Origin of the sequence: Providencia vermicola (genome assembly GCF_020381325.1) — a bacterium.
Lineage (GTDB): Bacteria > Pseudomonadota > Gammaproteobacteria > Enterobacterales > Enterobacteriaceae > Providencia > Providencia vermicola.
In genome coordinates this window covers 338,414-353,843 of the sequence record NZ_JAGSPI010000001.1, presented here as the reverse complement: position 1 = coordinate 353,843, position 15,430 = coordinate 338,414, and the positions used below count along the sequence as shown (strand labels likewise).

General features: G+C 41.0%; 12 protein-coding genes. 5 read left to right on the top strand and 7 right to left on the bottom strand.

Features of this window, described 5'->3' with window-relative positions; all coding sequences use genetic code 11:
- Positions 1 to 12: 12 nt before the first annotated feature.
- The 4 genes from KDJ85_RS01600 to fos form a co-directional block, all read right to left on the bottom strand.
- A complete protein-coding gene (locus tag KDJ85_RS01600) occupies positions 13 to 462 on the bottom strand; it encodes a methyltransferase family protein (protein WP_225818207.1) in 450 nt (149 codons plus the stop codon).
- A gap of 101 nt (positions 463 to 563) precedes the next feature.
- A complete protein-coding gene (locus KDJ85_RS01595) occupies positions 564 to 962 on the bottom strand; it encodes a hypothetical protein (protein WP_225818206.1) in 399 nt (132 codons plus the stop codon).
- A gap of 149 nt (positions 963 to 1,111) precedes the next feature.
- A complete protein-coding gene (locus KDJ85_RS01590; RefSeq protein WP_225818205.1) occupies positions 1,112 to 1,621 on the bottom strand; it encodes a GNAT family N-acetyltransferase in 510 nt (169 codons plus the stop codon).
- A gap of 17 nt (positions 1,622 to 1,638) precedes the next feature.
- Entirely contained in the window at positions 1,639 to 2,052 is a 414-nt protein-coding gene (gene fos / locus KDJ85_RS01585; protein ID WP_225818204.1) for a fosfomycin resistance glutathione transferase, read from the bottom strand.
- A 461-nt stretch (positions 2,053 to 2,513) separates the two neighbouring features.
- On the opposite strand from fos, the gene KDJ85_RS01580 reads away from it, so the two are divergent.
- Entirely contained in the window at positions 2,514 to 3,218 is a 705-nt protein-coding gene (locus tag KDJ85_RS01580; protein ID WP_225818203.1) for a MarC family NAAT transporter, read from the top strand.
- Here the strand turns inward: KDJ85_RS01580 and KDJ85_RS01575 are convergent.
- Positions 3,212 to 3,871, bottom strand: coding sequence for a transglycosylase SLT domain-containing protein (locus KDJ85_RS01575; protein ID WP_225818202.1), 660 nt, complete (start codon positions 3,869 to 3,871; stop codon positions 3,212 to 3,214). The two genes, KDJ85_RS01580 and KDJ85_RS01575, sit on opposite strands and share 7 nt — an antisense overlap.
- Before the next feature lie 283 nt (positions 3,872 to 4,154).
- On the opposite strand from KDJ85_RS01575, the gene KDJ85_RS01570 reads away from it, so the two are divergent.
- Genes KDJ85_RS01570 through KDJ85_RS01555 form a run of 4 tightly spaced genes read left to right on the top strand, consistent with a single transcriptional unit; the run spans position 4,155 to position 7,695 of the window.
- Positions 4,155 to 5,066, top strand: coding sequence for a metal ABC transporter substrate-binding protein (locus KDJ85_RS01570; RefSeq protein WP_225818201.1), 912 nt, complete (start codon positions 4,155 to 4,157; stop codon positions 5,064 to 5,066).
- A 1-nt stretch (position 5,067) separates the two neighbouring features.
- Positions 5,068 to 5,958, top strand: a complete 891-nt coding sequence (locus KDJ85_RS01565; protein WP_206084000.1) for a manganese/iron ABC transporter ATP-binding protein — start codon at positions 5,068 to 5,070, stop codon at positions 5,956 to 5,958.
- Complete coding sequence (locus KDJ85_RS01560) at positions 5,955 to 6,836, top strand: metal ABC transporter permease (protein ID WP_206083999.1); 882 nt, start codon at positions 5,955 to 5,957, stop codon at positions 6,834 to 6,836. Before KDJ85_RS01565 ends, KDJ85_RS01560 begins: the two co-directional genes overlap by 4 nt.
- Positions 6,829 to 7,695, top strand: coding sequence for a metal ABC transporter permease (locus KDJ85_RS01555; RefSeq protein WP_206083998.1), 867 nt, complete (start codon positions 6,829 to 6,831; stop codon positions 7,693 to 7,695). Before KDJ85_RS01560 ends, KDJ85_RS01555 begins: the two co-directional genes overlap by 8 nt.
- 104 nt (positions 7,696 to 7,799) lie before the next feature.
- Here KDJ85_RS01555 and KDJ85_RS01550 read toward each other — a convergent pair whose 3' ends face one another.
- Entirely contained in the window at positions 7,800 to 9,149 is a 1,350-nt protein-coding gene (locus tag KDJ85_RS01550; RefSeq protein WP_225818200.1) for a hypothetical protein, read from the bottom strand.
- Positions 9,146 to 15,424 carry a protein kinase domain-containing protein gene (locus KDJ85_RS01545; protein ID WP_225818199.1) on the bottom strand — a complete coding sequence of 2,093 codons (6,279 nt, stop codon included), beginning with the start codon at positions 15,422 to 15,424 and terminating at the stop codon, positions 9,146 to 9,148. Before KDJ85_RS01545 ends, KDJ85_RS01550 begins: the two co-directional genes overlap by 4 nt.
- Positions 15,425 to 15,430: the final 6 nt, after the last annotated feature.

Genomic DNA, 15,430 nt, shown 5'->3' with positions numbered 1-15,430 from the left:
ATTAACATTAATTTATAACCAACGCCGAGTCTGTTTGCGATAACGTTCCCACTCTTCACTGAATGTGACAGATAAAAAACGTTCTTCTTGCGGGATGGTATATAAATCTGTCATTAGCCAGAAGACTAATCCAGAAACCAAAAAGTAAGGTGAATGTGTAAAAAATGCCAACGCTAAGCTCATGGAAGTAAACGCTAAATACATTGGATTTCGAGATAGTCGATAGGGGCCATTAGTGACAAGGTGCGTTGCTTGAACACTTGGATTTGGCGAGGTCTTATGTTTATAAAAATAAAATAAACTCGTCGCGACCCAGCTAGCACTTTCAAGAGCAACTAAAATGCCAAGTATTCCCATCCAACCTGAAAATTGCCAAATTAATGCATTCTGTTTGAATAGAAAATAAATGGCCACACCATTTGCGATTAGCCAGTTTAACAATGGATATTTTAAAATTCTCATTATGCTACCTTAAACTCTAAATGAGGTTAATTAGCATACCATAAAACAGCGAGGAAACTTTGTGGTGTCTATTGTGAAGTGGAATAATGGACTCAAAAAAACTAATTACTGTGCCCTAATGAGAACACACTTTTTAAGCCTTCTAATTTGCTGTATTCCTGTTGGCATACTAAATTACGGACATCTGCAGGCATTGAGTCTATCCTCACCTGTATATTGGCTAATTGCTCATCTAAGCTATTCATGCCTTTTATATCGACAATATCCTGATTCACTTTCAGATAGTTAGCAAAACTCTGTAAGTTATTTTCCAAACTATCACAAACATTATTACTAACAAGTCCTTGAGGCAATACAGAACTTAATGATGCAGGAATCACTTGTGACAAACTAGGATAAATGCTTTCTTTCCATTGCTGGGGAAAAACAATGAGCATTATTGCGATAGCTAAAATAAATAACATTGATGCCCCAGCAAACGTCGCTATCAGCTTTTTCATACTCATTCCTACTGTTCAAAATAACTTGAACATAGGATATACAATTGTGCGTAAAGCAATTTTTAAAATTAAAAATACTTTGTAAAGAAAACTCTAGCGACATTCGGCTATTTAAAGAAACATCATCATTGGGATTTATTTAATGTGCTTTAAACCAGCAGCTTATAAAAAAATGTCGTCCCTTCAAATTGACCTTGTGAATTAACCACAAAATTTGGAATTTCGCCAACCTCTCTATATCCTTGTTTTCGATATAAAGCAGATGCAACATCCTGACTACGAGTATCTAACACTAATAATGTTAGATTATTTTTTAGTGCTATTTTCTCAACAACATTAAGTAATTGGGTCGCAATTCCTTGTTGGCGAAATTGGCTATGAACCATTAATTTTTCAACATCCGCACGATGTAGCCCATTAGCCTTTAGGCATAATGCGATTTGCACGGCGCCCACAATTTTATCATCATTAATGCATGTTATAAGAAAGCGTTTTTGCTGCATTAAATCTGACTTTATTTGCTGCCAATAACCCGAGGCTTCATCAATAGATAAGGGGGCTAGAAAGCCCACAGAAGCACCATGTTCAACACTATCAATTAATAACGAAGCAAGCTGCTCTTCATAGTTATCAATTGAAGTAAGTGTAACGATTTCCATCTTTACCTCATTATTGATTAATAAAATTCCATACCGTCATAAGGTGAACATTGGCAGCTTTTTAAGCGTTGAGTTAAATCACCTACATGCAACTCTAATTTGTGTCCATCTGGATCGAGAAAATAAAATGAATCCCCTTCACTCTTATTTTCCTTCCACACCACAACCTCGTTCTCTTTTAGCTTATTGACGAGTAGAGCGAAGTTGCTCTCTGATATGGAAAATGCATAGTGAGTGTAATCTGTTTCATTCGGCGCTAAGTGTTGGCGTGATATATCGACAGACAAGCACAGCCATAAATCACCACAAGAAATATACGCCCCATGTTTCCACTTAGCATGTAGTTTCATCCCTAATAACGATTGATAAAAATAGATGCTTTTTGTTATGTCACGCACCGCCAAGGTTAAATGGTTAATTCCATTCAGCATATTATTTCTCTCTTCTTATACGCTTTGAAAATATCTTTTAACGAATTTACATAAATTATCAGTAAATCACATTGCAAAGGGTATACTCTCTAACACATCGACATTAGACAACCTGTTAATAGATGCCCTTGACCTTTTTATGCCCCCCATAAGAAGGTTTTTTTTGCCTATCAAAATTGCATACTTTTAGCACAAGCAGCTATCCAATTGTAAGTTAAGTATTTATCCAGGTTATTCACAAACGAATATGGCAGTTATCCACAGTTAATGTGAACAACTCAAGCCATTCTCTGATGAATTATAGTACGCACTTATTCCTAATATTCATTGCATTAATTCCTATTCAATAATAAAACATTAACCTAATTAAAAATGCTAAGATACAGATCTATAACAATTTTCGTTATTATTTAGGATAAGTAAAATTACCTACACTTATCAGGAGATTGAATTTAATTACTATGACAAATTTCCTAGAACTCTTTCAAGCCGTTGGTATTGGCCTTGTTTTGCTTCTTCCCCTTGCTAACCCATTAACAGCAATTGCGGTCATGCTGAGCATTTCAGCAAATATGACCAAAGAGCAACGCAACCACCAAGCTTTCCTCGCCTCAATCTATGTTTTTGCCATCATGACCATTGCTTTTTATGCAGGTCAACTTGTGATGAATACATTTGGTATATCAATACCAGGTTTACGTATTGCTGGTGGGTTAATTGTTGCTTTTATTGGTTTTGGGATGTTATTTCCTAATAGTGATTCATCAGATGATTCACCGACAACCCCATTAGATGATCCTAGTGTTCCCAAAAAACGCCAAGAATCACCCAATATTGCCTTTGTTCCCTTGGCTATGCCAAGTACAGCGGGGCCTGGTACCATTGCGATGATCATCAGTTCGACTGCGTCGCTGCAAGGAAACGTAACCTTTGCGCCTTGGGTGCTTAAAGTCGCCCCCGTCATTACCTTTCTTTTAGCCAGTTTAATTGTGTGGATTGGTTTGCGAGGGGCAACGTCAATTATGAGATGGTTAGGAAATAGTGGTATTGATGCGATTGCTCGCGTAATGGGCTTTCTATTGATTTGTATGGGAGTGCAATTTGTCATCAACGGGATTGTTGAGATTATCGCGCAACTCCCACACTTACTCACAGAGTATCAATAAGACATCGCTAAAGCATTGTAGGCATTTTTCACTTTCCACAAATAGCGTGGTGCCTGCGGTGCTGGGTGCTTAGATTGTACATGTTGATAAAATTCTTCAGGTGATAAATTATTAATCATCGCTATCGCCCGACTTTTATCATTATCAAAGGTTCTTAGTAATGCCCCTGCGCCATTCACGTATGCAACAACGGTTGCATAATACAACGTTTGCGGATGGTTGATCCCAGCAAGGTGCTGATCCCTTAGAATTCGAATATAAGCTGTGCCGATATCGATATTTTTTTGCGGGTCTTTCAAATCATTGGAACTTGGTTCCCCTGATTTACCTTGGAAACGATAAGCATCACGCCCTGCTGTCGAGGCTTTAATTTGCATAAGACCAATTGCATTCGATTTACTCACTACTTCTGGCCTAAAGTTTGATTCAACCTCAATGATTGCCCTAATGAGCGTTTCATCAACGCTATAACGAGAAGCAGAGTCACGAATAAATTCATCAAAAGGTGTACGTGGAAACGTGGTATTTTGTGCTGTTGTTGGCAGCGTATTACGATTGTCCAGCATGCGCGTTTTTGTTGTTTGCCTATCAGGCTCGCTAGAGCAACCTGCAAGTAGCAGTAGCACAAAAGTACCGCTGATTATTTTTTTCACTGATGTATCCTCTGCTATCAAAGCCACTGGGAGAATAACTAATCCCAAGAAAAATAAAATAATTTTTACTTAACTTTTACTTCAGGACGTGTTTTAGTCATACAAAATAACAGTGGGAAATCAAAACCCATAATAACTATAGATGTAATTCCCCATTTTTTATGTTTATTTTTACAAATGATATTGATAATCATTATCAACTGAGTTATAAAGTATAATTGTTATCAACCTTAACAACTATACTGTTAAAAATGCTAAGCCTATAATGTCAGGGTCAATTTTTATGAAGAAGAACTTATCTCGATTATCTGCACCTTTACTTACCACTGTATTTGCACTCGTGGCTATGCTCTTTGTGAGCCAACCCGCCTTTGCTAAAAAATTTAAAGTGGTCACCACATTTACTATTATACAAGATATCGCTCAAAATGTAGCCGGAGACGCCGCAGTTGTCGAATCAATTACAAAACCTGGCGCAGAAATCCATGGGTATCAACCCACACCTAAAGATATTATGAAAGCCTATGATGCCGATTTAATCTTATGGAATGGCATGAATTTAGAGGTTTGGTTCCAACGTTTCTTTGAAAACTTTAAAAACGTTCCCGCGGTTATTGTGACCGAAGGGATTGAGCCAATGCCTATCCGTGAAGGGGAATATAAAGATAATCCAAACCCACATGCTTGGATGTCCCCTGCAAATGCCAAAATTTACATCGAAAACATTCGTCAAGCATTAGTCAAGTATGACCCTGAAAATGCTGAAACCTACAATACAAATGCTAAAAACTACACGCAACAAATTGAAGCCCTTGATGCACCACTGCGTGAACGTTTAAACCGCATTCCTGAAAATGAACGCTGGTTAGTATCCAGTGAAGGCGCATTTAGCTACCTGACGAAAGATTACGGCTTTAAAGAAGTCTATTTGTGGCCAATCAATGCGGAAGAGCAAGGCTCACCACAACAAGTTAAAAAAGTGATTGATACTGTTCGTCAATATAATATCCCTGTTGTATTTAGCGAGAGCACAATTTCAGACAAACCCGCTCGCCAAGTCAGCAAAGAAACAGGGGCTAAATATGGTGGTATCTTATATGTAGATTCACTTTCCACCGCTGACGGCCCAGTACCAACTTATATCGACCTGTTAAAAACCACTGTAGACACGATAGCTAAAGGATTTTCACAGTAATATGACTCACTCTAATCAATTTGAGCACCCCAATTTGGTCGTTGATGATGCAACCGTGACATACAATAACGGTCACACCGCAATTTATGATGCGAGTTTTAATATTACGGGTGGCTCCATTTGTGCACTCGTTGGTGTAAACGGTAGTGGAAAATCGACGCTCTTTAAAACCATTATGGGGCTTGTCACCCCATCGTCTGGCAGCGTGACATTAAATGCCCAACCGATTAAAACTGCTTTAAAAGAAAACATTATTGCCTATGTCCCGCAAACAGAAGAAGTTGACTGGAACTTTCCTGTTTTAGTGTCGGATGTTGTCATGATGGGGCGCTACGGGAAAATGGGCTTTTTCCGTATTCCCAAAAAAGAAGATAAAGATGCTGTGAAAATGGCACTTGAACGTGTTGACCTTGCTGGCCTTGAACATCGTCAAATTGGTGAACTTTCTGGTGGGCAGAAAAAACGGGTGTTTTTGGCTCGCGCCCTTGCTCAGCAAGGTAAAGTTTTGCTTTTAGATGAACCATTTACGGGAGTTGACGTAAAAACTGAAAATGCCATCATCGATCTGCTACGCAGTTTGCGTGATGAAGGCCACCTCATTTTGGTTTCCACCCATAACTTAGGGAGCGTCCCTGAGTTTTGCGACCAAGTCATCTTGATTAACCGTACCGTATTAGCCAGTGGCCCAACTGAAACGACATTTACACAAAGAAACCTTCAGCAGGCCTTTGGAGGAGTACTACGCCACATCAATCTGTCAGGGCAAGAACTGCATGATGATGATGACCCCCGCTCAATTACCGTCATTACCGATGACGAAAGGGCTGCGGTTTTTTATGGTCATGATCACGATGCGCCAGTGAGAAAAAATCAGCCAAAGGGTGAAGAATGATTGATTTGTTATTAGAGCCCTTTAAATACGATTTTATGATAAAAGCCATTTGGGTGAGCGCTATTGTCGGTGCCGTCTGTGCATTCTTATCTGCGTATTTAATGCTAAAAGGCTGGTCATTGATGGGTGATGCCCTTTCCCACTCCGTTGTTCCAGGGGTGGCTGGAGCTTATGCATTAGGCTTACCTTATGCTGCAGGTGCTTTTTTTACGGGGATCCTCGCGGCACTTGCCATGACGCTGGTAAAACATTTAACTCGCCTGCGTGAAGATGCCGTTATCGGCTTTATCTTTTCCACTTTCTTCGCTGCGGGATTATTAATTGTTTCATTGAACCCAACCTCGGTAAACGTGCAAAGCATTATATTTGGTAATATTTTAGGTATTGCCGATGCGGATGTGCTTCAAGTTGAAATAATTATCGGCGTTTCGTTCATCGTTTTATTATGCTTATGGAAAGACCTTTTAGCCGTATTCTTCGATGAAAGCCATGCGCGTTCCATCGGTTTAAACCCCTTACGCTTAAAAATCATTTTCTTTACATTATTAAGCGCCTGTACAGTCGCCGCACTGCAAACAGTTGGGGCTATTTTAGTGATAGCAATGGTTGTCACGCCAGGCGCCACGGCCTACTTACTGACTGACCAATTTAAGCGATTGTTAATCATTTCTGTGACTATTGGTACTGTGACCAGCGCAGTTGGTGCATATATCAGCTACTACCTTAATGGCGCAACAGGTGGGTTAATCGTCACGTTACAAACCATGATTTTCTTATTGGCTTTCTTCTTTGCACCAAAGCACGGCATTTTTGCCTCTCGTCGCAAGGCGAAAAAAGAAGTCGCCCGATTACACCAGCAAGGAGCCTCTCATGAGTGATTTTATTGACTTATTGATGGCCCCATTCGCATTTCCTTTTATGCAGAAGGCATTAATCACCGCTATCGTAACAGGAACTGTGTGTGCGATTTTATCTTGCTTTTTGGTGTTAAAAGGCTGGTCTCTTATGGGGGACGCCATTTCCCATGCTGTTTTACCAGGGATCATTATTGCCTCACTGCTGGGTATCCCATTAGCAATTGGGGCATTTGCCTCGGGGTTATTTTGTGCCGTCGCCACGGGTTATCTCAAAGAAAACAGTCGAATAAAAGAAGATACGGTCATGGGGATTGTGTTTTCAGGAATGTTTGCTATCGGTTTAGTGATGTTTGCTAAAATCGATACAGAGCAACACCTGACGCACATCTTATTTGGCGATATTCTGGGGATCACCGATAGCGAATTTAAACAGATTTTACTGTTTGCAGGGATCACTATTGCGATTATTTTACTGAAACGTAAAGACTTTATGCTGTATTGCTTCGACCCAAACCAAGCTCGCGTGATTGGCTTACCCGTTAAGTTGATTCATTATGGCTTGTTATCGTTATTAGCGTTGACCATTGTTGCCTCACTGCAAGCTGTTGGGATCATTCTTGTCATTGCCATGCTGATTTCGCCAGGCATAATTGCATTCGTCCTTTGCCGTAGTTTTGGCAAAATGCTGGTCGTCGCCATTATCGCTTCAGTGACCTCTAGCGTCATTGGTACCATTCTTAGCTTTCATATTAATGCAACAACAGGGCCAACCATCGTGGTGACTCAAGCCGTTTATTTTGTTATTGCCCTAATCTATAGCAAGCTGGTATTAGCCCGTAAACGGAGCCAGACAAATCCCCAAAGTATGCACACAGCTTAAGATGGAGTCATACATTCATATAAAAAGGCTGATCTAACTTATTGAGTTTAGTCTATAGAGTTAGGGCAGCCTTTTTTGAAATATGATAAATCGCGAGTAATCGCTTATTTACGTAGTGTGCGAGGTCGCTGATGTACAACGGTGTTTCTCTGCAGTCCAGGCTCTTCCATATCATAAACTTTCATTTCGCCGCTTCCAGCGGGCAATGCACGTTCAACCACCAGCTCGGCGTCCGATTGAGCAACTAACGCTTGCAGTTGCTGATGCTGACTGCACCAAATTGCATCAATATCTTTGTCTCGTTGAGTGTCCCTTTGTGTGGATAATGCCACTGTACGTGTTTGAAAACGAGCTTGTTTTCCCCCCAGCTCTAAACCATATCCTGGGGTTGCGGGGTGCCTGACCACGACTTTACCATCATCCATCCAGGCTTTAACATCCGTTTCTTGGACTTGATAACCCAGCTTACCTAAGCCATCTAGCACCGTTCTTCTTTGCGCCTCTGCGACAAACGCCTGTTCCGCGAAATTAATTCGTGCTTCTAGTTGTTCAGCCAGTGACATCAACTCAGTAACTGAGCTTAAATGAATCGAAGCTAATGCCTCATTAATAATTATTGTATTTTCCTCATCAGAAAAAATAGCAAGCTCAGCACAAAGCTGTTCAATTTTTTCAATTAACTCAGTATGTTGCTGGCTTTCTTTCAACTGCTTAGCCAATATTAGGATGAGTGAGTCTGCTCGTAAGTGGCGCTGTGGGCTTTCATTCATTGCTTGAATTTCAGTGAGCTGTTGCTGTGCACTTTGTCCTTCAGCCAAGTATTCCACCAGTTTAAGCTTTTCAATCATCAGTAAAATTTGCTCACATTGCTTGGCAAATGGTGATAATGGTGCTCCGTGCTGCCAAAATTCAGGGACACCATCAGATTGTGCTTTTAGCTGTTCTAATAATTGATTAGCAAATGGTGAAAGCTGATTTTGTACGCCATTTAATACGGTGAGTGCGCGGAAAATGAGTGAGCTCGTGGCCTTTTCGGTCATCGTCTTTGCATTTTCTAACTCTGCAATTAGCGGTTTTTCATGGGGAAGTTTTTCACGAATTAACGCGGCTAAAGATTCTAGGTTGTGCTGCCGGTGCGCGTTTGTTCTTGCCACCAATGCTTGTTGTTCAAGTTGTTGCTCGCGAACGGTTTGAATCTCGTGTTTCAATGTACCATTCAACTCACTTAATTGATTTTCCAACACCGTTAACTGGCGTGCAGACAATGTAGCAGTGTCACTCGTTGAAAGCTGCTGAAATAATGTGGCTAATTGCTCAATACGTGATTGATGATACTGAGTTGTATTGACCATTTTTTGCCATTGTTGAAACATTTTACTTGTCACAGCCAATTGCCGACGGCACTGAATTTCATTCATTTCCCTAACGCTGATACGATGCACAGATGAACTCATAACTCGCCCTCTTGATTAGTCGCCATGCTCTTAGAGCCATTTAAATTTAATGATGCGTGGATAATCGCGTCCTGTAACTGTTGCTGCGCTAATGCTCTATTGTTATACCAGTCAATAATCGAAACGCGGTGACGTTGGGGGATCACGCGACTTAAAATATTGCTGCGCCATAACTCTCGCGCTCTAGCCGTATGCAAAAGTGGATGTGAGGGCATATCACATTCAATACCAATGAGTAATTGCCCAGTTATTTTATCTTCAATCAGGCAATCAAAATGAAACACTTCTTTTTTTGTAGATACCGTTACCTGCCAACCATTTTTCTGAATAAACTCAACAACTGAAGCGACAAACGCACTTTGTTCCTCAAGTGTATCCTGTACGGCAAACTGAGTTTGGCACATTCGATTAAGCAATTTTTGGTTTTCTTTTTGTTTTGTCGGGTCACATGCATCTTTTGCGTAAGCTAAATAACCTTGTAAGTAATCTCGCGGGCTTTCAGGCTTACGATAGGTTGTCAATAAATCCGATATTTCTTCAATAGGCATTGAAGACATAATGACCACACGTTGTCGTGCCCGCGTGATCGCAACATTTAAGCGACGTTCCCCTCCTGATTGCCCTAATACGCCAAAATTACGCCTAAATGTCCCTTGTGTATTACGGCCAAATGTCGTGGAAAATAAAATTACATCACGCTCGTCTCCTTGCACGTTTTCCACATTTTTGACAAAAAAGGACATGTCTTCTTCATCTAAGAAACGTTGATTTTCTTGAGTATAAGCAGTCAAGAATTCGTCATCCTGCTCCGCACGCAAACGAATATGTTGATTAATCAATGTTGTTTGCTTTTGGTTAAAGGTGACCACACCTACTGATGGGCGTTGCGCAAAAGGTAATTGCCATAATGTTGCAAGATGGTCGACAATCGCTGCTGCTTCTGCCTCATTCGTTTGATTCGTATACACACCATTAACTGCCACAAGTTGTAGCGGCTTAATTTTATTAACTAATTTAGCTGAAAATTGTGCTGGGATATTTAACCGGTTTTCATAAAAAGCAAAGTTTGAAAAGTTGATCAGTTCCCGATATGCCGAACGGTAGTGGATATCTAGAGTATGCACAGGCAATACTGTACGCGCTAAATGCAACAAGTCAGGGCAATCACTAATTTGCCGATAATCCCATTCCTCATCGGCCTCTTCCTGCTGTTCATCTTCATCATCATGATTGTCATCTTCAACCAGCTTCCCTGTGAAGAATTTCGATGGTGGCATTTGCTTTTCATCACCACTGACAATAGCTTGTTTCGCTCTAAACAGAGTAGACAAGGCAAATTCAATCGGCATTTGAGATGCTTCATCATAAATTACACTATCAAACATTGCCGCTTGCAATGGCAATACTTGGCTTGCCACATCAGGCGTCATCAGCCAAATTGGGCGTAATTGCATCAAGCCAATTTCGCGTCCTTCATTAATAAACTCCCTTAAACGGCGCGCCCTTGGCCCTGCAAGGCGTGTAATTTCTTCCCATTCACGACGCCCCCCCATTTTAGCTAAGTCATAATTGCGTGTCAGCGCTGTACGATTAAACGATTGCAGTTGTTTCTGTGCACTTTCAAGTTCCGCTAAATCCGCCATAAATTGCATATTATTCGCTGAAAGTGCAGGTAATTTGGCATCAAATTGCGCTTTGACAAAGTGATAGAAACTGTAGCTAATGGTTTGGCTCAGTACCGCAACCCAATCTTTTTGGTCGCTATTCTCATGAATATATTGCGCAACGACAGGGTGTAATATAGATAAAACTTGCCAATGTTGTTGAGTAAAATTAACCGTTTCCGTTCTAAACAATTGATATTTTAATAAGTTATTTTTTTCTTGGAATATTTGAGCTAATTCGTCCGTAAACGATTCTCCTTTATTAATAGCACACTGGAAACGTTCAACCGTCTGAGGTGAAAAAACAGGCTCCATACGTTTTAATTGGCTCATGCTTTCACGTTGTGCTTTAACTCTTGTAATCGCAGATTGAACCTCAAGGCATTGACGTTCAAACCCGATTTTTTGTTCATCAATAATAGCGAATAAAAAATGTGAAACTTCAGGGTATTGAAGTAATAATTGGCTCGTATTATCCACCCATTTTAATTGCTCAATTAATTGCGGTAATTGAGCTCGCCAATCCTGTTCAAAATTAACACCCATTTTTTGATAAATAGGCATAATTTCTTGTGCAATCAAACGCCACTGTTGCTCTACCCTAATCGTTGTTTGCAACACAGGCAAACTCGCCTGATTTAACCCACTTTGCGCCATAAATTGCTGTAATAGGTTATGGCGCCCGTAATAAAATGGATTGAGGAAGCGTAACCATGAACCTTGCATTGACTCAATTGCGGTGCGAGATAACTGAGCCAGTTTTTTCGACTCAATATCCTTAAATAATGGGAACAACAGTGAATCTGTATTCACCATGTCAATCAATGATAAACGTTGATAGTATTGTTCTAATTGTTCAATAACTGTTTTACCGGTGGTGACTGCCCCCTGTAAATTGATAAACAAAGCGAGCCACTGGGATAAGCTTTGCCACTGCACCTGCGTTTGCTGGCCCAAATGCTGTTTTAGCTGTTCCAGAATAAATTCATGGTTGGTCAGTTCAGTGAGTTGAATACGGTGATAATCTGATTGGTATGCCTGATCACGCTGCTTTTCAGCCTCTATGAACAATGTAAGATGCTGATTAAAAAGCGTATATTGATGGTCGTTCACAGAAAACTGAGCGAATACTTTTAGTGCACTATTTTCATAATCGAGTTGCCACCAGGCTTGAGCATGCTGGTTTACATCATCAAGAAGTTGGGCTAATTTGGATTGATTAAATTCATTAAATACTGGGGCTAACGCATCATCTTGGATGTTTAGGCGCTCTGAATCTTCAACCTCAATTAATTGACTTAGAATTTGCTTATAAGACAGCTGCCAATGCTCATCAACATGGTTGAGTGCATGGTAATAACCATCGAGTTTTCGCTCAAAAAATTGTACTCGGTTAAGTAAGTCAGCGCGTTCCGCCTGCCAATCTTGTTCGAATAATGCGCTGTTTTCTTTGTTCCACAATTGCTCGATTTGTTCACGTACCGCCAGAATAATATCACGGCCCTTTTGGTTCTGGTTGATGAGCAACGCTCTGTCGCCTAACCCATTGGCAACCAATCGCTTATATACCACCTCAAGTGCCGCAGGCTTTTGGCATACCACTAATACTGTCTGTTGGCGTCCTAATGCATCTGCAATTAAACTCACGATGGTTTGGCTTTTCCCTGTTCCTGGTGGCCCTTCAATCAATAGTCCAGTTTGTTGCTGTGCCGCTTGAACGACACGTTCTTGAGAGGGGTCAGCAAGGGACAACGCAAATGGGCTCAGGATATTTTCGGAATTTGCAATAGACTCTGGCGAACTTCCTGAGTTCACCTTCAATAACGTGGACAATGCCGTTTGAGCAATAGAGGTATTCGCGATTTGCTGTAGATCACTGCTCATCGCCTGCCCAATAAATGAGGTATGAAATAGCACCGCGGAACAGGCAATTTGCGCACAGTTTTCAACAACAGGGTCGGTTAATGCAGGTAATGGAGCCAAATCAGTGTCTTGTACTGGCAGCAATGCTGACAAACTTTCCATGACTTCGCCAATGGTTAAGCCTGCTTTAGACAATAACGAGTCTAACGCTCCCTGCCATTGACTCATTGCAGGAATACCGACAAAACTCGCTAATGCTGGGTTAAGACGGACAGCTCCTCGTTCGTGGTCAAAATTCAATTGGATGGGACTTTGTTGTGCAATCGCCGATTGCATTGAAATTGGCCATAAAAATAATGGGGCAATTCGCGGTTTAATTTGGTTTGGCTGGGTATTCAGAACTAAAAAAGGAAATCCCAGATACATTCCATTTATACCTGTATCCCTTTGATATAACTGCGTATCTGCTTGCAACATTCTTAAGCGGCTATTCACACCTTTTCGCTGTAGCAACATATCGCTATCAATCGTTATCAACCCTTTTTTGCGACTAAGTAGATGTTCCAGTAATGCGCTTGCACGGCGAACTACACTATCACACTCAGTTAAATCAATACGTCCTGTATTTGGCGTTAAACGCATGCGAACTAAATTACCCCGCTGCGTCACCGCCGTTAGTTTTTGGTTAAAAAAGCGCAACACTTCTAGTACATATTTTTGTGATTCAGGAACTTGCCAGTGTTCTACGGGTACTGCCAGTAATACCAATATTTTCTTAAGTGAAAGCCTGCGCATCAATAAAAACTGGTCAACCCAACTGTCTAAAACGGCCAACCCGATACGTTTGAAGTCACTTACTCGTTCACTAAGCAGTAAATACAATTCCTTACGTGTTAGTGAAAGCTGTTTTTTGGCAATTTCATAATCAAAATTATGAATATCATTTTGTTTGGCGAGTTCAAATGCTTGTTCAACTAATGCTGACACAGAAATAAATTGGCCAATATCCGCACTCAATAATAGAATGTAATCAATTTCTTGTGGGCTTTGCCTGTCAAATAGCCCTTGTAAACTTTCATTATGTGAATCAGGGAATTGGGCATGAAAGAGCGCCCATCTTGCCGATAATTGATTGATTGACGTAATCAATAAATACAACCTGAGGCTTTCTTCATTCAAAATGATGTTTAACTGATTTGCACGTTCACGCACCAAGCATTGGCGATGATAAAGTTGCACTAACCAATGCTGTGGGTCAATATCTTGAATATATTGATTAAGCGGTTCGCTAATCAATGCAAAAGCTAAATTCGGGTTTTCTAACAACCATGCAGGGGTAATTATCTCACCGCGGTAAATCAACGGAATGTTTTCATTCAAGATTTTTAAAGCAAAGGTCAGCTTAATGTCATCGAGGTTTTCTTGATGAAAATCACTATCCAGCAATGCCTGCAATTTTACTAATTGCGCTTGGCTATTTTCAAATTGTGCGAGCCAAGAGCTTATATCCCCCCGAAATAAAAGTGGCAACGCATCATCCCAATGGTTAGCTTCCGCAGCCATCAATGCAAATACATCGAGTTGCTGGAATTGCTGCCCCGCAAACGTCAGCGTGTGGAAATGGCTTTGTCTATTGGTTTCTTGAATTTGAGGGGCTTGTTGAGGCTTCCCTTGTAGCCACGCTGATACTTGTGGCCATTGCCAACGTAAAAAACGATCACGACACAACAACCCGCGTAATAACAACTGAATATTGGGATGTAAATCGTCAGGTAAATCAATGCCATTCGTCATAACCTGGATAAGAAAGGCATTATCTTGAACCTGAGTAAAGCACTGCCCTTGGGTGAGTTGTTCCAAGAGAATAATTCCTAGGCTCCACCAATCGGATGCTGCACTGACACCACCCGCTAGAGTTTCAGGTGCTGAATAACGAGAAATATCCAGCGGTGTGACAATATCAAGGTCAAACTCAGATAAGCAGGCGGAACCATATTCAATCACAACGATATCAAGGGGGTGACGATGACGAATAAGTAAATTAGCGGGACACAAATTACGATGACGCAGTCCATGTTCTGCAAACGCCGCAAGAGCCTGCCCCATTTCTTCCACTAATCTAGGAATTTCATGAGGCTGCCAAAATTCACCTTGTTGTATAAATTGGCTTAATGATCCCCCCTCAAGCATTTCAGTCACATGCCATGCGCGGTTTTCATAGCGGCCTATTTCATAAAACTCGGGAACATGGTCTGTTGGGATACGCTTAATGACTTGATAAATATTGGGATCTGGTTCTTCCCCTTTTTGATACAGGGTCAGTACACCACGTTTCTCTTCAGTACAATGCGTGACAAAGTAGCGTTCTCGGGGGCTATCACTACCATTAATCCGTCTTTCTATGTGCCAAGAGCCTATTTGAGGATAGGATGACGATACAGCTTCAATGACGGGTTCTGTTGCGACATCAGCCCCACACTCAAGGCAAATAAAGTCATCAGCAGCCATTGTGTGGCCATTTTCACAGTAGCGTACTCGACGGTTATCTGTTTCTCTCTCATGATTGTTTGGCGTTTCGAGCGGAGTCACTTGCTCTTTTTCTGGTCGCCACCCTTTTGGATGAATAGGCTCTAATGTTAGGTCCCAACTACAGCGTTGGAAACTTCCTTGCTCTGTTTGGATTTGCCCCGCACAAAATATTTCCGTCAGCGGCCGTTCTGTTAAACAATGCGGGCAAAAGCGTATCATCGTCAT